This is a genomic window from Alkalihalobacillus sp. CinArs1, assembly GCF_947387515.1.
Classification (GTDB): domain Bacteria; phylum Bacillota; class Bacilli; order Bacillales; family Guptibacillaceae; genus Guptibacillus.
This window is the reverse complement of record NZ_CANDOB010000001.1, coordinates 489,677-508,640: the sequence shown is the minus strand read 5'-3', so window position 1 is coordinate 508,640 and position 18,964 is coordinate 489,677. Positions and strand designations below refer to the sequence as shown.

Here is an 18,964-nt window from a genome sequence, read left to right as displayed (position 1 = left end):
AAATAAGGAGGCCGCCTTGGCCTCCCTTTTTACAATCATGATTCGATTTTATCTTTTGGATCCCATTTGATTGTGATTTGGATTTCGTTTTTCTTGCTCGTTTCATAAGCTTCCGTTATGCACTGCAGCATGTATTGAAATTGTTCAGCAAGAAAACCAGCTTCTAACTGATAACAATCATTTCGACTAGTTTTTTTTCTTTCTTCTATTAATGGTGACTGAAGTAAGTAAGAGACCTCATTCTTTTTTTCTTGTGCGATGGTTAGAGCACCCCATCCTGCATCTTTAAAAAATTGCTCGATTTCTTCTCTCGTAGATAGAGGGAATTTTCTCGCGATATCTTTACCAGTCCAATAAAGAATGTTCGCTTGTTCAGTCCCTAATAGCTCAGGAAGAAGAACTTCTCTAAAAAGCTCATATCCAAAAGCTGTTGTGGTTACTTCATGACTATAATCGATGGTATTCGTGCGCTTTTTAAACATAAACTCCTCCAATTCGTCTCATATCATTATAACGGTTTGGAAGCGATTCCTCCATACATACAGGAAAAGAGAGGAATAATATCCTAGCAAATTTCATCTAGGAATTTAGAAAACTCAAAATGTACGCGTTTTCTTGACGCTCCTAAATGATGGGAGTACAATGAATATGTCACATATAAATCGACAGAAAGCGATGATTTCTGTGCATGCAAAGGCTTTTATAGTAGAATATGCAGTGGCAGATGGTAGCTTAACAACTTAAAAGGGGGACACACAAAACATGGCCGCAAGTCGAGACTTTGTCAGCCGAAAATTGCATTCGCTTCTAGGAGTAATTCCGCTGGGACTCTATGTTACGCAGCATCTAACAGTAAACCACTTCGCAACGAGAGGTCCAGAGGCATTTAACGAAGCTGCTCATTTCATGGAATCTTTACCATTCAGGTATCTCCTTGAAATCTTTGTTATTTTCTTACCGCTATTATTCCATGCGATTTATGGTGTTTATATCGCATTTCAATCCAAGAATAACGTAAGTAGATATGGCTATCTACGAAATTGGATGTTTTATATGCAGCGGATCTCAGGGATAATTGTTTTAATTTTCGTAACCTGGCATGTATGGCAAACTAGAATTCAGGCTGCGATGGGTGCAGAAGTTAACTATCAGATGATGGTGGACATACTAGCTAATCCTTGGATGATGATCTTCTACATCGTTGGAGTAATTGGTACAGTATTCCACTTTGCGAATGGTCTATGGTCCTTCTTCGTAAGCTGGGGCTTTACAGTAACACCGAAATCTCAGCGTGCAATGACATATGTAACAATGGCTATTTTTCTTGCTCTTTCAGTCGTTGGTATACGCGCGCTTTTCGCATTTGTTTAAGCAACAAACGAACTGTCTTCACCACCATACTGAAAGGGTACATATCCTTCAGTAAGAGCTAGCAATTAAGGGGGAACCGTTCTTATGAGTAATGGTAAAATTATTGTAGTCGGAGGCGGATTAGCCGGTTTAATGGCTACTATTAAAGCCGCTGAAGCTGGAGTTAGTGTCGATCTCATTTCGATCGTTCCGGTTAAGCGTTCTCACTCTGTTTGTGCACAGGGGGGAATTAACGGAGCTGTTAATACAAAAGGAGAGGGAGACTCTCCTTGGGAACATTTCGACGATACTGTCTACGGAGGAGATTTCCTAGCGAATCAACCTCCTGTTAAGGCGATGTGTGATGCAGCGCCTGGAATCATCCACTTGATGGACCGCATGGGTGTTATGTTCAACAGAACGCCTGAAGGACTGCTTGACTTTCGTCGCTTTGGTGGTACACAGCATCACCGTACTGCTTTTGCGGGTGCAACGACAGGTCAACAACTGCTTTATGCGCTTGATGAGCAGGTGCGTCGCCATGAAGTAGCCGGCCTTGTTAATAAATACGAAGGCTGGGAATTCTTATCCGCTATTATCGATGACAGCGGAGTGTGTCGCGGAATGGTTGGTGAAAACCTAACAACTTCCGAAATTAGAAGTTTTAAAGCTGATGCAGTCATCATGGCTACTGGTGGTCCGGGAATCATTTTTGGTAAGAGTACAAACTCTGTCATCAATACTGGTTCTGCTGCTGGAGCTCTTTATCAGCAGGGTGCGATCTACTCGAATGGTGAATTTATTCAAATCCATCCAACAGCGATCCCAGGGGACGATAAACTCCGTCTTATGAGTGAGTCTGCTCGTGGTGAGGGTGGACGAGTATGGACATACAAAGATGGTAAACCATGGTACTTCCTTGAAGAGAAGTATCCTGCATACGGAAACCTGGTACCTCGAGACATTGCAACGAGGGAGATCTTTGACGTATGTGTACGTCAGAAACTAGGAATCAATGGGGAGAACATGGTATATCTAGATCTCTCACATAAAGACTCCAAAGAGCTTGATATCAAACTCGGTGGAATTATCGAGATCTATGAAAAGTTCATGGGGGATGACCCTAGAAAAGTCCCTATGAAAATTTTCCCTGCAGTTCACTATTCAATGGGTGGGCTATGGGTAGACTTCAATCAACAAACGAATATTCCAGGTCTGTTTGCTGCAGGTGAATGTGATTATTCACAGCATGGCGGAAACCGTCTTGGTGCTAACTCGTTGCTTTCTTCTATTTACGGAGGAATGGTAGCTGGACCGAATGCAGTTGAATATATCAATGGTCTTGAAAACACAGTTGAAGATATGCCTTCTTCTCTATTTGAAAGTCATCAACAAGAAGAACAGTCGAAGCAAGATGCGATCTTGAAGATGGATGGAACTGAGAATGCTTACCAGATTCATAAAGAACTTGGTGAATGGATGACTGCAAACGTAACGGTAGTTAGAGATAATGAGAAGCTGTTAGAGACAGATAACAAGATCCAAGAATTGATGGAGCGTTACGAGAACATCAATATTAATGATACATCCAAGTGGAGTAACCAGGGAGCTTCTTTCACTCGTCAGCTTTCAAACATGCTTCAGCTTGCACGTGTCATTACTCAAGGTGCATATAACCGTAATGAGAGCCGTGGAGCGCATTATAAACCAGAATTCCCAGATCGTAATGATGAAGAGTGGCTGAAGACTACGATGGCGAAATACGATGCAGCTAATAACAAACCAGAATTTTATTATGAAGAAGTTGATACATCATTAATTACACCTCGTAAACGCGATTATTCGAAGAAGAAAGCGGGGGCTAAATAATGAGTGAAGAACGTACGATTACTCTCAAAATAAAAAGACAAGATGGACCTGAGTCCGCACCATATGAGGAAACGTTTACGATTCCTTACCGTCAAAACATGAACGTTATCTCAGCGTTAATGGAGATTAGACGAAACCCTGTTAATGCAAAGGGCGAGAACACTACTCCAGTTGTTTGGGAAATGGGCTGTCTTGAAGAAGTTTGTGGAGCATGCTCAATGGTCATCAACGGAAAACCTCGTCAATCATGTACTGCTCTTGTGGATCGTTTAGAACAGCCGATTCGCCTAGAGCCTATGACGACATTCCCAGTCATCAGAGACTTAGCTGTTGATCGTAGTAGAATGTTCGATGCGCTTAAGAAAGTGAAGGCTTGGATTCCAATCGATGGTACTCATGATCTTGGTCCTGGGCCACGTATGCCTGAGAACAAAAGGCAGTGGGCATATGAACTTTCCAAGTGTATGACTTGCGGCGTTTGTCTAGAAGCATGTCCGAACGTGAACAGCCGCTCAGAATTTATTGGACCAGCTGCGGTTTCTCAAGTGCGCTTGTTCAATTCCCATCCAACTGGTGAAATGAACAAAGAAGAGCGTCTTGAAGGATTAATGGATGAAGGCGGATTAGCGAACTGTGGAAACTCACAGAACTGTGTGCAATCTTGTCCTAAAGGCATTCCATTAACAACCTCAATTGCTGCAATGAATAGAGCCACTTCTCTTCAAACTTTCAAAAACTTCTTCGGTAGTGACCGATAAATATGTGTAAAAGGATCCCAAGAATGGGATCCTTTTTATTTCAGTCGTTCTGAAACGAAATATTTCTCAGGAAATGACTAAGAATGAAGAAGTCTGTCGGTAGAATTTCTGTACTTCACATCAAGAAAGTGTTCTAAATTATGTAACACGTCTGTCAAAAAAACATATAGTGTATGGACTATATTAATTTTGATGAAGTTGCTTTGTTGCCCTATCGAGGAGGGTGGAATGTTGAAAGGGAACCACTACCGACCGAAGCCGCTTTTAACTAAACGAGAAAGAGAAGTATTTGAACTGCTTGTTCAAGACAAAACAACGAGGGAAATTGCAGAAGAATTGTTTATAAGTGAGAAAACAGTTCGGAACCATATTTCCAACACGATGCAAAAGCTTGGGGTTAAGGGGCGTTCCCAGGCAGTAGTCGAATTACTCCGTCTGGGAGAATTAGAGATATAGAAATTCCGGCTTGTAATGAGCCGGTCTTTTTATTGACAGATCGTGAAAATAAAGCCCTCGTGGAAGGTTTTCTCATTGACGTTCCTTCAGTTATTTACTATTATTAATACGTTCATAGTTATAAATGAAACCGGTTTAATGAGGGGAACTTGAACATGAGGGGTCCATTTGAAATAAAAAAGGTTTTGAATAATAATGTTGTCATTGCGATAACAGAGCAAAATGAAGAGGTTGTGCTCACTGGTAAAGGAATTGGCTTCAATCAGAAGCATGGCGAAAAACTTGATGATACGAAAGTAGACAAGTTTTTTGTGCTTGCTAACAAAAATGAACAGGAGCAGTACAAGCTCCTTTTATCTGATGTGCCAGAAGCCTTCATTGGTGTTATGAATGATGCGATTTCACTTATTGAAGAGAACCTAGGTGCAGACTTAGATGAGCACATACATGTTGCGTTAACCGATCACCTATCTTTTGCGATTAAAAGACTTCGTCAAGGATTAGATGTGAAGAACCCTTTCTTAGTTGAAACACAAACGATGTATCCGAAAGAATACTCAGTTGCAGAAAAAGTGATTCAGCTATTAAAGAGTAAACTTAACATTGATCTACCTGAAGGTGAGGTAGGGTTCGTTGCCCTGCACATCCATAGCGCGATCACAAATAGAAGCCTTTCTACTTTGAATAAATACTCAGCACTTATCAACTTGCTCGTTTCCGTAATAGAAGATTCCCTTTCACTACAAATCAGTAGAACTGGAATCGATTATTTGCGGCTAGTTCGACATCTTAGGCATGCGATCGATCGCAGTGAACAAGATCTTCCTGTTGAAGCACATGAAAGACTAGAAAAAGTGTTGAAGGAAGAATATCCGCTGTGTTACAATATTGCATGGAAGTTGATTAAAATCATGCAACGGGAATTGAACACATCTTTTCCTGACGCAGAAGCTGTATACTTAACGATGCACTTGCAAAGGCTTTCTCCGAAATAAATGAATAAACGGTACACGTGTTACTGATACGATCAGGCATGAGTGGAACCGGTATGACTACAACTGATTGGGGTATAGTATATCCTGATTGGCTTGTTATACCTTCTACTCATGCCTTTTTTGTTTCATATATGATTTATTTGGGGATTAAAAAAAGGAGGATAAAAAATGTTTAAACAAGCGTTTGGTGTTTTACAGCGAGTTGGTAAAGCACTTATGTTACCGGTTGCAATTTTACCTGCTGCTGGTTTGTTACTTGGTTTTGGTAACGCATTCCAAAACCCTACGTTGCTTGAAAAGCTGCCATTCCTTTCAGCAGAGTGGTTCCAGCTCCTTGCTACAGTAATGGAAGAAGCTGGAGGAATTGTTTTTGCGAACCTTGCACTCCTGTTTGCTGTAGGGGTAGCGATTGGATTATCAGATGGAGACGGGGTTGCAGGACTAGCTGCGATCGTTGGTTTCTTGGTCATGAATATTACGATGGGAGTTCTAGAGGGAGTTTCTCCGGATCAGGTTGCAGATAGCGCATCCTATGCGAATGTTCTTGGGATACCTACTCTACAAACCGGTGTGTTTGGTGGTATCATCGTCGGTATTCTTGCCTCATTTATGTATAAAAGGTATTATAATATTCAACTTCCGCAATACCTTGGTTTCTTTGCCGGCAAACGATTCGTTCCGATTGCTACGGCTGTATCATCCTTAATTCTAGGAATCATCATGCTGTTTGTTTGGCCACCGATTCAATCAGGGTTAAATGCGTTTTCACATAACATGCTTGATGCTAACCCTGCTCTTGCTGCATTTGTTTTCGGTGTTATCGAGCGTTCACTCATTCCATTCGGATTGCACCATATCTTCTATTCACCATTCTGGTTTGAGTTTGGTCAATATATAAACGATGCTGGTGAAATTATTCGCGGTGACCAAAAGATTTTCTTCGAACAACTTAAGGACGGAGCAGAACTAACTGCAGGTACATTTATGACTGGTAAGTTCCCGTTCATGATGTTTGGTCTACCGGCTGCTGCACTTGCAATTTACCATGAAGCACGTCCAGAAAAGAAAGCGGTTGTAGCTGGGATCATGGGATCAGCAGCACTAACATCATTCCTTACAGGTATTACTGAACCTATCGAGTTTTCATTCTTATTCGTAGCACCAGTACTATTTGGAATTCATGCGATTTTTGCAGGACTTTCTTTTATGACAATGGAGTTGCTAAATGTTAAAATTGGTATGACCTTCTCAGGAGGTGTTATCGATTACCTTCTATTTGGTGTAATACAAGGTAGAACGGCATGGTGGCTTGTAATTCCTGTAGGCCTAGTCTTTGCGGTTATTTATTACTTTGGTTTCAGATTTGCGATTCGTAAGTTTAACCTTATGACGCCTGGTCGCGAAGAAGATGAGGAAGATGAAGTTGCTGATGACGGTCAAGAGGATACAGCACTTGCTTATAACGTGCTAACTGCTCTTGGCGGAGAAAGCAATATTACAAATCTTGATGCATGCATCACTCGTCTTCGTGTATCGGTTGCGGATAAGGGTGAAGTTGATAAAAATCGCCTGAAACGTCTTGGAGCTTCTGGTGTCATGGAAGTAGGAAACAACATCCAAGCTATCTTTGGCACACAGTCTGATGGACTGAAAGGGCAGATTCAAGATATTATTAGTGGAAAGACTCCGAAACCTATTAAGGAAGAACAAAAAGAAGAAAAACCTCAGACAGAAAAAACTGGTGAAGATCATCTAATTGCTCCGATCGAGGGTAAAATCTTGCCGATCACTGAGGTTCCTGACCAGGTATTCTCTGGTAAAATGATGGGTGATGGATTCGCAATCGAACCGACTGATGGATTAATTGTTGCTCCTGTTGATGGTAAGATTATCAATGTATTCCCAACGAAACATGCGATTGGAATCGAATCGACTAACGGTCGTGAAATTTTAATCCACGTAGGAATAGATACTGTTAATCTAAAAGGAGAAGGATTCGAGGTATTCGTTAGCGAAGGTGATGAGATTAAGCAAGGTCAAAAGCTTATGAAAGTAGATCTTGGTTATATTAAAGAACATGCGACATCAACGATTACACCGATTGTCTTCACGAACCTTGAAGAGGGAGAAAAAATCGACCTTGCAAAAGAAGGAACCGTTTCTCGTGAAGATAAAGAGATCATCACAATTTCTAAATAACATACTATTAATTTGAAAGAGGGATTTATTATGGCAGAGAAAAATTTTACAGTAACAAGTGAATCAGGAATCCATGCTCGTCCAGCAACAGCTCTAGTTAACAAAGCTGGTCAATATAGCTCAGATGTAACTCTTGAGTATAACGGGAAATCAGTAAACCTTAAGTCCATCATGGGCGTAATGAGCCTTGGAATCCAGCAAAACTCAGAAATCACAATCAAAGCAGAAGGATCAGATGCTGACGAAGCGATTTCTGGATTGACTGAAGTTATGGACTCTGAAGGTCTGGGCAACTAATGTCTAAACAATTAACTGGTATTGGCGCATCAGCAGGGATTGCGATTGCTAAAGCATTCGTACTTGAAAATCCTGCACTGGAAATTGAAGAGAAATCAATCAATGATGTAGATGCTGAGCTCGATCGCTTTAACGGTGCTGTTAGCATTGCGAAAGAAGAGCTTGAAGCAATTAAAAACCATGCCAATGAACAACTTGGAGAAGATAAGGCAGCAATCTTTGCTGCTCATCTTCTCGTTTTATCTGATCCTGAGTTGTTGAATGCTGTTAAAGACAAAGTAACAAATGAAAAAGTTAACGCTGAAAGTGCTATGAATGAAGTATCGAATATGTTTATTTCGATGTTTGAGAACATGGATAATGAATATATGAAAGAACGTGCTGCGGATATTCGCGACGTTTCTAAGCGTGTACTCGCTCACTTGCTTGGTGTTACATTTACAACTCCAGCAAGTATTACTGAAGAAGTCATCGTGCTTGCTGAAGATTTAACTCCTTCAGATACTGCACAGCTGAACAAGCAGTACGTGAAAGGTTTTGCTACTGATATCGGTGGTAGAACGTCTCACTCAGCGATTATGGCACGTTCGATGGAGATTCCAGCTGTCGTTGGTACAAAAACAGTTACTTCTGAAGAAATCGAAGGCAAGACTGTTATTATCGATGGCATCGATGGCAAAGTAATCATCGGAGCAACAGATGAAGAGGTTGCCTCATATACAAAGAAACAAGAAGAATACGAAACTAAGAAACAAGAATGGGCGAAGCTTGTAAATGACGCTACAACTACCAAAGATGGGAAGCATGTTGAGCTTGCGGCGAACATCGGGACTCCTGAAGATGTAAAAGGCGTTCTTGAAAACGGTGGTGAAGGTGTTGGGCTTTACCGTACAGAGTTTCTTTACATGGGTAGAAACGAGCTTCCAACAGAAGAAGAACAGTTTAAAGCTTATAAAGAAGTGCTCGAAAAAATGGACGGTAAGCCAGTCGTAATCCGTACTCTTGATATCGGAGGAGACAAAGAGCTTCCATATCTTAATCTACCAAAGGAAATGAATCCTTTCCTAGGTTTCCGTGCAATTCGTCTTTGCCTTGAAGAAACTGAGATCTTCCGTACGCAGCTTCGTGCGCTGCTTCGTGCAAGTGTATACGGAAATCTGAAGGTAATGTTCCCAATGATCGCTTCAGTAGATGAATTCCGTCAAGCGAAAACAATGCTGCTAGACGTGAAAGAGGAGCTTACTGGAGAAGGCGTTGACGTTTCAGATAGCATTGAAATCGGTATGATGGTTGAAATTCCTGCAACTGCTGCGATGGCAGATGTATTTGCTAAGGAAGTAGACTTCTTTAGTGTTGGAACGAATGACCTCATTCAATACACGATGGCTGCTGACCGTATGAACGAAAAGGTTTCTTACCTTTATCAGCCATACAACCCAGCTATTCTACGTTTAGTTAAAATGGTAATCGACGCAGCTCATAAAGAAGGTAAGTGGGCTGGTATGTGCGGTGAGATGGCAGGCGACCAAATCGCTATTCCAATTCTACTCGGACTTGGACTAGATGAATTTAGCATGAGTGCTACCTCTATCCTACCTGCTAGAAGTCAGATGACTAAGTTATCAAAAGAAGAAATTTCTTCTCATATCGATCATATACTTTCTCTTGCAACAAATCAGGAAGTTGTTGACTATGTGCAAGAACATTTCGCTACTGAAGAGCTATAGATCCCTATAGCTCTTCTTTTTTTGAATCGATTGCCTAATTGCATAAATAAACGGTAATGCTCTCCTCTTGCATTTGTGGAGGGTTACAATCAAAATAGATGTATGAAATAGATAGGGGGATCACGATGCCTGAAGAACTAACGAAAACACCAGCATCAATCGTTGATATAGAAAAGTCACTCCGTATGGTAGCAGGAATTATTAAGCAGCATGGACGTGAATTATTAGGCGAATTCTCACTAACTCCACCACAATTCCTTGCGTTGCAGTGGCTTTCAGATAATGGAGATCTAACAATTGGAGAACTATCAAATAAAATGTACTTAGCATGTAGTACAACGACTGATCTCGTTGACCGAATGGAGAAAACTGATCTTGTAAAACGAGTGAAGGACCCACATGATAGAAGAGTCGTGCGAATTCATATATTAGAAAAAGGCCAAGACATCATTAGAAGAGTTATCCAGAAAAGGCAAGCATATTTAGAAGAAAAAACGATGAAATTTTCTGATGATCAAATGAAAGCTCTTGAAGAGAGTCTTGCCTTGCTCTATAGCGAGATGGAGAAAAAATAACGTAGTGCAGATTTGAGAGGCGAAATACATTGAACAAACCGATAGGTATTATTGATTCTGGTGTTGGCGGTTTGACCGTTGCGAAAGAAGTAATGAGGCAGCTGCCAAAAGAGGAAATCGTGTATTTAGGCGATACAGCAAGATGTCCTTATGGACCAAGACCATCAGAAGAAGTAAGGCAGTACACATGGGAAATGACGAACTATTTACTTGAAAAGTATCAAATAAAAATGCTGATTATTGCATGCAACACGGCGACAGCGGTCGTTCTTAAAGAGTTACAGGAGCAGCTTGCGATTCCAGTACGTGGTGTGATAAACCCCGGAGCTCGTAGTGCTATTAAAGTAACTACAAATTCGCACATAGGGGTCATCGGTACAGCGGGTACGATTGCGAGCGGTGCATATGAAGATGCATTAAAGTCGATCAATAATGATATAAAGGTAGAGAGCCTTGCTTGTCCACCGTTTGTGCCGCTTGTAGAATCAGGGAACCTTGATAGCGATGAAACATATGAAATCGTCAGTACAACATTAAAGCCGCTTAAGGATAAAGGGATCGACTCAATTATTTTAGGGTGCACCCATTACCCATTACTCGAAAAAGTCATCCAATCCGTTATGGGTGATGAGATCTCAATCATTTGTTCTGGTGATGAAACGGCTTATGAAATAAGCGGAATTCTAGAGTACAGCTCATTGTTGTATACAGGGGATGAAAAACCATCTCATACATTTTTAACAACAGATTCAATAGGGAATTTTACTAAGATAGCCAATCATTGGCTCGAATATCCAGTTGAAACCGTAAAACAAATTGACCTCCATTCTTAAAGATGAATGGAGGTTTTTGTTTTGCTTGTTCATAAGTTTTCATTCCCGTGGTCTAAATTGGATTGTAGCTCGTATAAATGATAGTACAAACCATCTGAGGAGGGATAGCTATGCGTTTACGTGGGGCTATAATCACGGGTCTGTTGCTTTTATGTATGATAATAATATCTGGTTGCGGATTTGGGTTTGACAAAACGTTGAAAGAAATTGATCCACCAAAGGTTGACTACGCTGAAGAAGGTGAACAAGTAGATGACAGTAATGCAGAAGCTCCAGATACGTCTGAATCTACAGAGGGAGATTCTGAAGCATCTGCAAATATGTCTACTCGTGAACTATACTTGTTAGATTCGAATGGGATGGTCGTTCCGCAAACGGTTCAACTTCCTGCGGTTGAAGGAGCTGCAAAACAGGCGCTGGAATACTTAGTGATCGATGGACCGATTACAGAAATGCTGCCAAACGGGTTTCAAGCAGTTCTGCCAGCAGGAACGGTTGTGAATGGAATCAATCAGGTCGATGATACGCTCGTAGTGGACTTTTCAGAAGAATTCAAGGACTATTCTGCTGCATATGAAAAGCAAATATTAGAAGCTGTTACGTGGACGCTTACTCAATTTGAAGGCGTCAAAAATGTTAAGATTCAAATAAACGGATTTGACCAAACAGAAATGCCTGTGAATGGAACGCCGATCGGTGAAAACGTAAGCAGATCAGATGGAATTAATCATGAAATGGGCAACGTAGTCGATGTATCAAATAGTACTGCGGTTACGGTATACTTTATGGCTCAAAATGATGACTATACGTACTATGTACCAGTAACAAAGCGGATGGAAGGCGTTAAGAACGATGTGAATGGTGTGATTACAGGTCTCTTAGAGGGGCCTCCTGTACACTCAGGATTATTTAGTCAGTTCTCAAAAGACTTAAAACTACTTGATTCAGTAAATAAGGATGGCTTGCTCACTCTTGATTTTAATGAAGCGATCTTAACAGGAGCTGAGGAGAAGGTATTGGAGCAGGAGCTTCTAAACAGCCTCGTTCTTTCTCTTACTGAAAATGCTGATGTCAAAGAAGTTGCCATTACAGTCGATGGACATGAAGAGGTCATAGACGATTCAGGAAACGTTGTCTCTGAACCGGTTACAAGGCCTGTAGAGGTTAACAAAGTAGGTTTTTAAAATAGAATATGATAGGATGAAAGGGCAGGAATACTGCCCTTTTTTATTTTGTAAATGAAAGAAAGGCACAGGTTCCACAGGCACCGATGAACAGGAGGAAGATTATGAGAGTTGATGGACGTGAACATAATGAAATAAGAACTATACATATTGAGAAAGATTACGTTAAACACCCTGAAGGTTCTGTATTAATCTCAGTTGGGGATACGAAAGTGATTTGTAATGCTTCAATTGAAGAAAGAGTTCCACCTTTTATGAGGGGGCAAGGAAAAGGCTGGGTAGCTGCAGAGTACGCGATGCTGCCGAGAGCTACGGAACAGCGAAATATTCGAGAGTCTAGTAAAGGTAAAGTGGGAGGACGCACGATGGAAATCCAGCGCCTCATCGGACGTGCCCTTCGTACTGTCATCGACCTTGAAGCACTAGGTGAACGGACGATCTGGATCGATTGTGACGTTATCCAGGCAGACGGTGGAACACGCACCGCATCGATCACTGGAGCATTTGTGGCGATGGCACTTGCTATAGAAAAAGCCCTAGCAAATAAACAGATCAAGAAGATGCCGATAACGGATTTTCTGGCTGCTACATCTGTAGGGATCAATAAAGACGGTGAGGCTATCCTTGACCTCTGTTATAAAGAAGATTCGACAGCCCAGGTAGATATGAACATTGTGATGACAGGGAAAAGTGAGTTTGTGGAAGTTCAGGGTACTGGGGAAGAAGCAACGTTTACCATGAACCAAATGAACGAAATGCTTTCGCTCGCACAGTCAGGAATAGAAGAACTGATCATCAAACAAGCGGACGTAATCGGTGAGTTTTCGGAGAAAATCAAAGGAGGTACGAGTGAAAATGCGTAAGCTTCTTGTAGCCACGAAGAATAGCGGGAAAGTTAAAGAGTTTAAACGTCGCTTTGAAACGGAACAGTTACAAGTAATCTCACTCTTAGACATGGAAGAAGCACCGGATGTGGAAGAAACAGGTACTACTTTTGCCGAAAATGCCGTTTTAAAAGCTGAAACGATCATGCGTATGACGAATCAGATCGTGATTGCCGATGATTCTGGATTAGTCATCGACGCCTTAGATGGTGAACCTGGTGTTTATTCTGCAAGGTATGCAGGTCCAGAGAAAGATGATGAAGCTAACATCGATAAAGTGTTAACAGAATTAAATGACGTACCAGATGACAAGAGAACAGCTTCGTTTCAATGCGTGTTAGCTGTTGCGATCCCTGGTAAAAACACTGAAATCTTTTCAGGATCGTGTGAAGGTAGAATTGCTCATGAACGATCAGGTTATGAGGGCTTTGGCTACGACCCAATCTTTTTCGTTCCATCTTATCAAAAGACAATGGCTGAACTTTCCCCGGAAGAAAAAGATTCTATTTCACATAGAGGAGAAGCTCTTGATCGATTGGAAGAAGCATTTCAAGAACTACTATAAAATGAGGTGATAAAATATGAAGATACTCGTTGTAAGTGACAACCATAGCTCATCTGAAGAGCTCCAGAATCTCGTTCGGAGGCATCAAGAAGAGGTTGAATGTATGGTACATTGCGGTGATTCCGAGTTTGACTACGATGATTCGCGAATGACCTCTTTTCAGCTACGAGTTAGGGGAAATTGTGATTTTGATACACGATACCCTGAGAATGTTGCTGAGACAGTGGGCGGAAAAACAGTTTTTGCAACACATGGTCACTTGTACGGTGTTAAGATGAACTTGATGAATTTAGCTTATAAAGCAGAAGAGACGGGAGCGGACCTTGTTTGCTTCGGACATTCTCATGAAGCGACTGTTCATTTTGATTCAAATATTTTATTCCTTAACCCAGGAAGCATCAGCTTACCTAGAAAGCCAACGATAAAAACATACGCAATAGTAGAATGGGTACATGATGAAGTGCAGGTTGTTTTTTATGATCATCAAGGAGAACGGGTAGATGAACTTACAAAGACGTATAAGCTAAGTTCCTAGAACAATACTGTGAGAGTTTACTGTCAGATGATTGAGCAATTGGCCAAAATGCTTGCCCATCACTGACAGTAAAATCATCCAGTTTTTCTTAAGAATTGGTATTGACTTTATTATGTTACTTAGGTATATTTATATTTGTCGCTAGCCGGCAAACGATGTCCCAGTAGCTCAGCTGGATAGAGCAACAGCCTTCTAAGCTGTGGGTCGGGAGTTCGAATCTCTCCTGGGACGCCATATACATATTCTCAAAGTCTTTTATCTTTTAGATAGAAGGCTTTTTTTATTTGAAACCGTAGTTTGGAGAGCTCCCTGTTTTTAATACTCGTAGTTAGGGTACGTTAGTAATGACTGGAGGAAGAAAGCAAGGGAGTACTGTAACTTGAGTTTACTTCTTTATACTGATAAACTGTAAGCTAATCGTAGCTGCGCCTTTCCTGCTGAAAACTCTTTTAATAGAGAATATAAGAGAGTGGAGCGAATACGTCTATGGACAAAGAAAAACATGAAAGGAAAATCGTTTATTTTCCAAATGTGGCAGGCAAGCTTGCCGAAAAAGGAATGGCAGCCCTTAAAGAAAAGAAGATCGATCAGGCACATGAACATTTTCGTCAACTATTAGAGATAGATCCTGACCACCCACAGGGCCATTTTGGGTTAGTACTCAGTCTTGTAGAACTAGGAGAGTTGACAGAAGCCTCTGAACGTTGCGAAAAGATGATGCAACAGGGGATCGGAGATTATTACGACATTTTTCAAGTATACATATCGATACTGGTTCAGCTTGGAAAGTATCAAAAAGTAGTTACGATGATAGAAGCGGTTCTTCAAGAAAACCAGCTTCCGTCGAACATTGCGGAGTCGCTCTATCAGCTTTTACATTTTAGTAGAAAAATGACTGGCTACGACATCACTTCTGATGAACAGTATGAAGACGTTCCGGAAGAAGAAGCAGACATGTTGATAAGCTATCTCGAAAGTGAAAAGACGGAAAAACAATGGTTAGCGATTCAAAAACTGAGTAATATCAGCGAAGAGAAGGCTATACCTGCATATTTAGCATACATAAACGCAACAGGGAAAGACCCACTTCTAAAAAGTCTTGTTCTGCAAGTGTTAAGAGAAAAGAAACTAGATCAAGAAGTGACCATACATAAGTTTGGAAGAGAGATTTCTGTCAATCCGTCTGAGTTGACAGACATTTTTATTCAAGAATTTTCGTTAGATGTAAAGAAGAAATTATCTGATCATGTTGAACAGGAAAATCCAGTGCTGTTTGAAATGTGCATGCAGATCTGGTGGCACTATCTCTTTGCTATTTCTCCATTCGAAGCTGATCCAAAGAATAGTTCTGTTTGGGCTGCCGCAGTGCATATCGTAGCTTCTGAAATAAATGGAGAAAGCTATACTCGTCAAGAAATCGGAAGTATTTATGGGGTTAAGCCTTCGGAGTTTGAGGTGCCAGCTGATCGAATCAAGCGAATCGAGAATCAACCCTTTTATCGACCATTCGATTAGAAATAGCTGGAAACAGATCCTTTTCACTTGCGAATCGATTCAAAAATAGGTAAGCTGAACAATGGTAAAGGCAGTGTGAATCATACTGTATGTATTGAAAAGCACCTGCACTATGTTATAATAAAATGGTTGCAAACCCATATTTACTAGTAAAAGAGATCGTTTAAAAAAGCCTTCTGGCGCTTTTATACTCCAAAAAGCGTCATCTTTTTTTAAACGCTCGATTAGTGGAAATATATTTATTGTTGGAGGGAATGTGTAAATGACTGCAAATTGGGAAAAGCTTGAAGGTAATCAAGGCGTCCTTACAGTAGAAGTTGATGCTGGTGAGGTAAATACAGCACTAGACGAGGCGTTCAAAAAAGTTGTAAAACAGGTTAATGTACCTGGATTCCGTAAAGGAAAGGTACCTCGTTCACTATTTGAAAAGCGCTTTGGCGTAGAATCTCTTTATCAAGATGCTCTTGATATCATCCTTCCTAAAGCTTATTCAGAAGCTGTAGAAGAAGCTGGAATCGACCCTGTCGATCGCCCAGAAGTTGACATCGAGCAAATTGAAAAAGGTAAAAACCTTATCTTCAAAGCTACTGTTACAGTTAAGCCTGAAGTAAAGCTTGGCGAGTACAAAGGACTTGAAGTTGAAGAAGAAGACACTACAGTAACAGATGAAGATGTTGAAGCTGAGCTTAAAGGGCTTCAAGAAAAGCATGCTGAGCTAGTAGTCGTTGAAGATGGCGAGATCCAAGAGGGAGATACAGCAATCATCGATTTCGAAGGCTTCCTTGGCGAAGAACCATTTGAAGGCGGAAAAGGTGAAAACTACTCTCTAGAAGTAGGATCTAACACATTTATCCCTGGTTTCGAAGAGCAGCTAGTAGGTGAAAAAGCTGGAGCTGAGAAGGAAGTAAAAGTTACTTTCCCTGAAGAGTACCATGCTGAAAACCTTGCTGGACAAGAAGCTACTTTCAAAGTAAAAGTTCACGACATCAAGCGTAAAGAGCTTCCTGAGCTAGATGATGAGTTCGCTAAAGATGTTAACGAAGAAGTAGCATCTCTTGATGAGCTTAAAAAGACTACAAAAGAAAATCTTGAGAAGCAAAAAGCTGAAGATGCTGATATGAAGAAGAAAGATACGTTGATCGAAAAAGCAACTGAAAACAGCGAAATCGATCTTCCATCTGCAATGGTTGACTCTGAAGTTGATCGTATGCTTCAAGAATTTGAACAACGTCTACAGCAGCAGGGCATGAACCTTGAGATGTACTATCAGTTCTCTGGTCAAGATGAGAAAGCACTTCGTGAGCAAATGCAAGAGGATGGCGAAAAGCGTGTACGCACAAACCTTACTCTTGAAGCGATCGCTGATGCAGAAAACATCGAAGTTTCTGAGGAAGAAGTTAACGAAGAGCTTGCTAAGATGGCAGCTATGTATAACATGGAAGAAGAACAAATTCGTCAAATGCTAGCGATGCAAGGCGGCGACGCTGCACTTAAAGGTGACCTCCGCGTTCGTAAAGCAATCGATGTATTAGTAGACAACAGCAAAAAAGCTTAATAGATCATCATAGATAAACAAGGCGCATTATGCGCCTTGTTTATTACACAAATATGTTGTAATGAAAACATATATTTTAGATAAACATAGTAGTAGGACAATTACTCAATACATATTAAGTCTCCTAAGAGTCGTTTTGCTTCATAACCTTTTGCGTTATATGATACAATTTCAATACATAATCAGGGTTGAAAAACCATTGGTGAATGCCCGTTAGAATTGCTTATTAGTGATCAGCGTTTCTAAAGACGAAATAGCAGAGACCTTTGCAATTTCACTATTCGGATTTCATCGAGATCAACGGTTAGGGGTGATTTCATGTTTAAATTTAACGATGAAAAAGGGCAACTTAAATGTTCCTTCTGTGGTAAAACACAGGATCAAGTTCGAAAACTTGTTGCGGGTCCAGGTGTATATATTTGCGACGAATGTATTGAGCTATGTACTGAAATCGTAGAAGAAGAGCTTGGAACTGAAGAAGAGGTTGATTTTAAAGAGGTTCCAAAACCTCATGAAATCTGCCAAATTCTTGATGATTACGTAATTGGCCAGGAAAAAGCTAAGAAATCACTTTCTGTAGCTGTATACAACCACTATAAGCGTATCAACGCTACTTCAAAGTCTGATGAAGTAGAACTTTCTAAGAGTAACATTGCTCTGATCGGTCCTACTGGTAGTGGTAAAACACTTTTAGCACAGACTCTCGCGAGAATCTTGAATGTTCCATTCGCGATTGCTGATGCAACATCACTAACTGAAGCTGGTTATGTTGGGGAAGATGTTGAGAACATCTTGCTCAAACTAATTCAAGCTGCTGACTATGATGTTGAAAAAGCTGAAAAAGGGATCATCTATATCGATGAAATCGATAAAGTTGCTCGTAAGTCTGAGAACCCATCGATTACACGAGATGTATCTGGTGAAGGTGTACAGCAAGCACTACTTAAAATTCTTGAAGGAACAACTGCAAGTGTTCCTCCACAAGGTGGACGTAAGCATCCTCATCAAGAATTTATTCAAATCGACACAACGAACATTCTCTTTATTTGCGGAGGAGCGTTTGATGGCATCGAGCAAATCATCAAGCGTCGTCTCGGTAAGAAAGTAATTGGGTTTAGTGGTGAAGCTAAGCAAGATGACTTGAAGCCAGGTGAATACTTAAGCAAGGTACTTCCAGAAGATTTACTTCGCTTTGGATTGATTCCAGAATTTATCGGACGTCTACCTGTTATCGGAAGCTTAGAACCACTTGATGAAGAAGCTCTTGTTGAGATTCTTACTAAGCCAAAGAATGCTCTTGTAAAACAATATCAAAAACTTCTCGAGTTAGATGATGTTGAGCTTGAATTCGAGGATGATGCGCTAGTTGAAATCGCTAAGCAAGCGATTGAAAGAAAAACTGGTGCTCGTGGATTACGTTCAATCATCGAAGGGATTATGCTCGATGTGATGTACGATCTTCCTTCTCGTGAAGAAATTAAAAAGTGCGTTCTTACTGCATCGACTGTAAGTGAGAAAACTTCTCCTCGCCTCGTTTTAGAGGACGGATCAGTAATTGAAGAGGGCAAAGAATCCCCTAAAGAGAGCGCATAAAGAATCAACCAACCACGAATGTGGTTGGTTTTTCTTTTTGGATAATCCTTTCCAAGTTTCCGGTTTATGGAACA

18 protein-coding genes and 1 tRNA gene are annotated in these 18,964 nt (G+C 40.8%); 18 read left to right on the top strand and 1 reads right to left on the bottom strand.

The genetic code is table 11. From position 1 onward, the window contains the following. Positions 1–35: 35 nt before the first annotated feature. Complete coding sequence (locus tag PFZ69_RS02810) at positions 36–482, bottom strand: YslB family protein (RefSeq protein WP_270179503.1); 447 nt, start codon at positions 480–482, stop codon at positions 36–38. 280 nt (positions 483–762) lie between these two features. Here PFZ69_RS02810 and PFZ69_RS02805 point away from each other — a divergent pair, with 280 nt between their 5' ends. The 18 genes from PFZ69_RS02805 to clpX all read left to right on the top strand — a co-directional run bounded on the left by PFZ69_RS02805 (position 763) and on the right by clpX (position 18,890). After that, complete coding sequence (locus PFZ69_RS02805) at positions 763–1,371, top strand: succinate dehydrogenase cytochrome b558 subunit (protein ID WP_270179502.1); 609 nt, start codon at positions 763–765, stop codon at positions 1,369–1,371. A gap of 84 nt (positions 1,372–1,455) precedes the next feature. Next, positions 1,456–3,219, top strand: coding sequence for a succinate dehydrogenase flavoprotein subunit (gene sdhA, locus PFZ69_RS02800; protein ID WP_270179501.1), 1,764 nt, complete (start codon positions 1,456–1,458; stop codon positions 3,217–3,219). Continuing rightward, a complete protein-coding gene (sdhB, locus tag PFZ69_RS02795; RefSeq protein ID WP_270179500.1) occupies positions 3,219–3,977 on the top strand; it encodes a succinate dehydrogenase iron-sulfur subunit in 759 nt (252 codons plus the stop codon). The genes sdhA and sdhB overlap by 1 nt, the downstream gene beginning before the upstream one ends. Before the next feature lie 228 nt (positions 3,978–4,205). Further along, a complete protein-coding gene (locus PFZ69_RS02790; protein WP_369810531.1) occupies positions 4,206–4,433 on the top strand; it encodes a helix-turn-helix domain-containing protein in 228 nt (75 codons plus the stop codon). A 155-nt stretch (positions 4,434–4,588) separates the two neighbouring features. Next, on the top strand, positions 4,589–5,428 hold the full coding sequence (glcT, locus tag PFZ69_RS02785) for a glucose PTS transporter transcription antiterminator GlcT (RefSeq protein ID WP_270179499.1): 840 nt from the start codon (positions 4,589–4,591) through the stop codon (positions 5,426–5,428). Between the two features lie 168 nt (positions 5,429–5,596). Continuing rightward, positions 5,597–7,627 carry a glucose-specific PTS transporter subunit IIBC gene (gene ptsG, locus PFZ69_RS02780; protein ID WP_270179498.1) on the top strand — a complete coding sequence of 677 codons (2,031 nt, stop codon included), beginning with the start codon at positions 5,597–5,599 and terminating at the stop codon, positions 7,625–7,627. A 30-nt stretch (positions 7,628–7,657) separates the two neighbouring features. Further along, positions 7,658–7,924 (top strand): phosphocarrier protein HPr, encoded by a 267-nt coding sequence (locus tag PFZ69_RS02775; RefSeq protein ID WP_270179497.1) that lies wholly within the window; start codon positions 7,658–7,660, stop codon positions 7,922–7,924. Continuing rightward, positions 7,924–9,651 (top strand): phosphoenolpyruvate--protein phosphotransferase, encoded by a 1,728-nt coding sequence (ptsP, locus tag PFZ69_RS02770; protein ID WP_270179496.1) that lies wholly within the window; start codon positions 7,924–7,926, stop codon positions 9,649–9,651. Before PFZ69_RS02775 ends, ptsP begins: the two co-directional genes overlap by 1 nt. Positions 9,652–9,776: 125 nt before the next feature. Then, a complete protein-coding gene (locus tag PFZ69_RS02765) occupies positions 9,777–10,226 on the top strand; it encodes a MarR family winged helix-turn-helix transcriptional regulator (protein ID WP_270179495.1) in 450 nt (149 codons plus the stop codon). A 29-nt stretch (positions 10,227–10,255) separates the two neighbouring features. Then, complete coding sequence (racE, locus tag PFZ69_RS02760) at positions 10,256–11,059, top strand: glutamate racemase (protein WP_270179494.1); 804 nt, start codon at positions 10,256–10,258, stop codon at positions 11,057–11,059. Between the two features lie 110 nt (positions 11,060–11,169). Beyond that, entirely contained in the window at positions 11,170–12,243 is a 1,074-nt protein-coding gene (locus tag PFZ69_RS02755; RefSeq protein WP_270179493.1) for a GerMN domain-containing protein, read from the top strand. Between the two features lie 104 nt (positions 12,244–12,347). Beyond that, the gene (gene rph / locus PFZ69_RS02750; RefSeq protein WP_270179492.1) at positions 12,348–13,106 is read left to right on the top strand and encodes a ribonuclease PH; all 759 of its coding nucleotides are present in this window, start codon (positions 12,348–12,350) and stop codon (positions 13,104–13,106) included. Continuing rightward, positions 13,099–13,692, top strand: a complete 594-nt coding sequence (locus PFZ69_RS02745) for an XTP/dITP diphosphatase (RefSeq protein WP_270180601.1) — start codon at positions 13,099–13,101, stop codon at positions 13,690–13,692. The genes rph and PFZ69_RS02745 overlap by 8 nt, the downstream gene beginning before the upstream one ends. Before the next feature lie 16 nt (positions 13,693–13,708). Next, on the top strand, positions 13,709–14,227 hold the full coding sequence (locus tag PFZ69_RS02740) for a metallophosphoesterase (protein ID WP_270179491.1): 519 nt from the start codon (positions 13,709–13,711) through the stop codon (positions 14,225–14,227). A 157-nt stretch (positions 14,228–14,384) separates the two neighbouring features. Beyond that, positions 14,385–14,461: transfer RNA gene (locus PFZ69_RS02735), tRNA-Arg, on the top strand. Between the two features lie 252 nt (positions 14,462–14,713). Continuing rightward, positions 14,714–15,742, top strand: coding sequence for a tetratricopeptide repeat protein (locus PFZ69_RS02730; protein WP_270179490.1), 1,029 nt, complete (start codon positions 14,714–14,716; stop codon positions 15,740–15,742). 262 nt (positions 15,743–16,004) lie between these two features. Then, positions 16,005–17,297: a trigger factor gene (gene tig / locus PFZ69_RS02725; protein ID WP_270179489.1), complete on the top strand. Its 1,293-nt coding sequence runs from the start codon at positions 16,005–16,007 to the stop codon at positions 17,295–17,297. A gap of 318 nt (positions 17,298–17,615) precedes the next feature. Further along, positions 17,616–18,890: an ATP-dependent protease ATP-binding subunit ClpX gene (gene clpX, locus PFZ69_RS02720; protein WP_270179488.1), complete on the top strand. Its 1,275-nt coding sequence runs from the start codon at positions 17,616–17,618 to the stop codon at positions 18,888–18,890. Positions 18,891–18,964: the final 74 nt, after the last annotated feature.

Bases quoted from the DNA above. Each gene is read 5' to 3' on its own strand.
- tig (WP_270179489.1), top strand. From the start codon at position 16,005: ATGACTGCAAATTGGGAAAAGCTTGAAGGTAATCAAGGCGTCCTTACA.
- PFZ69_RS02775 (WP_270179497.1), top strand. From the start codon at position 7,658: ATGGCAGAGAAAAATTTTACAGTAACAAGTGAATCAGGAATCCATGCT.
- rph (WP_270179492.1), top strand. From the start codon at position 12,348: ATGAGAGTTGATGGACGTGAACATAATGAAATAAGAACTATACATATT.
- PFZ69_RS02730 (WP_270179490.1), top strand. From the start codon at position 14,714: ATGGACAAAGAAAAACATGAAAGGAAAATCGTTTATTTTCCAAATGTG.
- ptsG (WP_270179498.1), top strand. From the start codon at position 5,597: ATGTTTAAACAAGCGTTTGGTGTTTTACAGCGAGTTGGTAAAGCACTT.
- sdhB (WP_270179500.1), top strand. From the start codon at position 3,219: ATGAGTGAAGAACGTACGATTACTCTCAAAATAAAAAGACAAGATGGA.
- PFZ69_RS02745 (WP_270180601.1), top strand. From the start codon at position 13,099: ATGCGTAAGCTTCTTGTAGCCACGAAGAATAGCGGGAAAGTTAAAGAG.
- PFZ69_RS02810 (WP_270179503.1), bottom strand. From the start codon at position 482: ATGTTTAAAAAGCGCACGAATACCATCGATTATAGTCATGAAGTAACC.
- PFZ69_RS02765 (WP_270179495.1), top strand. From the start codon at position 9,777: ATGCCTGAAGAACTAACGAAAACACCAGCATCAATCGTTGATATAGAA.
- PFZ69_RS02805 (WP_270179502.1), top strand. From the start codon at position 763: ATGGCCGCAAGTCGAGACTTTGTCAGCCGAAAATTGCATTCGCTTCTA.
- sdhA (WP_270179501.1), top strand. From the start codon at position 1,456: ATGAGTAATGGTAAAATTATTGTAGTCGGAGGCGGATTAGCCGGTTTA.
- PFZ69_RS02790 (WP_369810531.1), top strand. From the start codon at position 4,206: ATGTTGAAAGGGAACCACTACCGACCGAAGCCGCTTTTAACTAAACGA.
- clpX (WP_270179488.1), top strand. From the start codon at position 17,616: ATGTTTAAATTTAACGATGAAAAAGGGCAACTTAAATGTTCCTTCTGT.
- PFZ69_RS02740 (WP_270179491.1), top strand. From the start codon at position 13,709: ATGAAGATACTCGTTGTAAGTGACAACCATAGCTCATCTGAAGAGCTC.
- ptsP (WP_270179496.1), top strand. From the start codon at position 7,924: ATGTCTAAACAATTAACTGGTATTGGCGCATCAGCAGGGATTGCGATT.
- glcT (WP_270179499.1), top strand. From the start codon at position 4,589: ATGAGGGGTCCATTTGAAATAAAAAAGGTTTTGAATAATAATGTTGTC.
- PFZ69_RS02755 (WP_270179493.1), top strand. From the start codon at position 11,170: ATGCGTTTACGTGGGGCTATAATCACGGGTCTGTTGCTTTTATGTATG.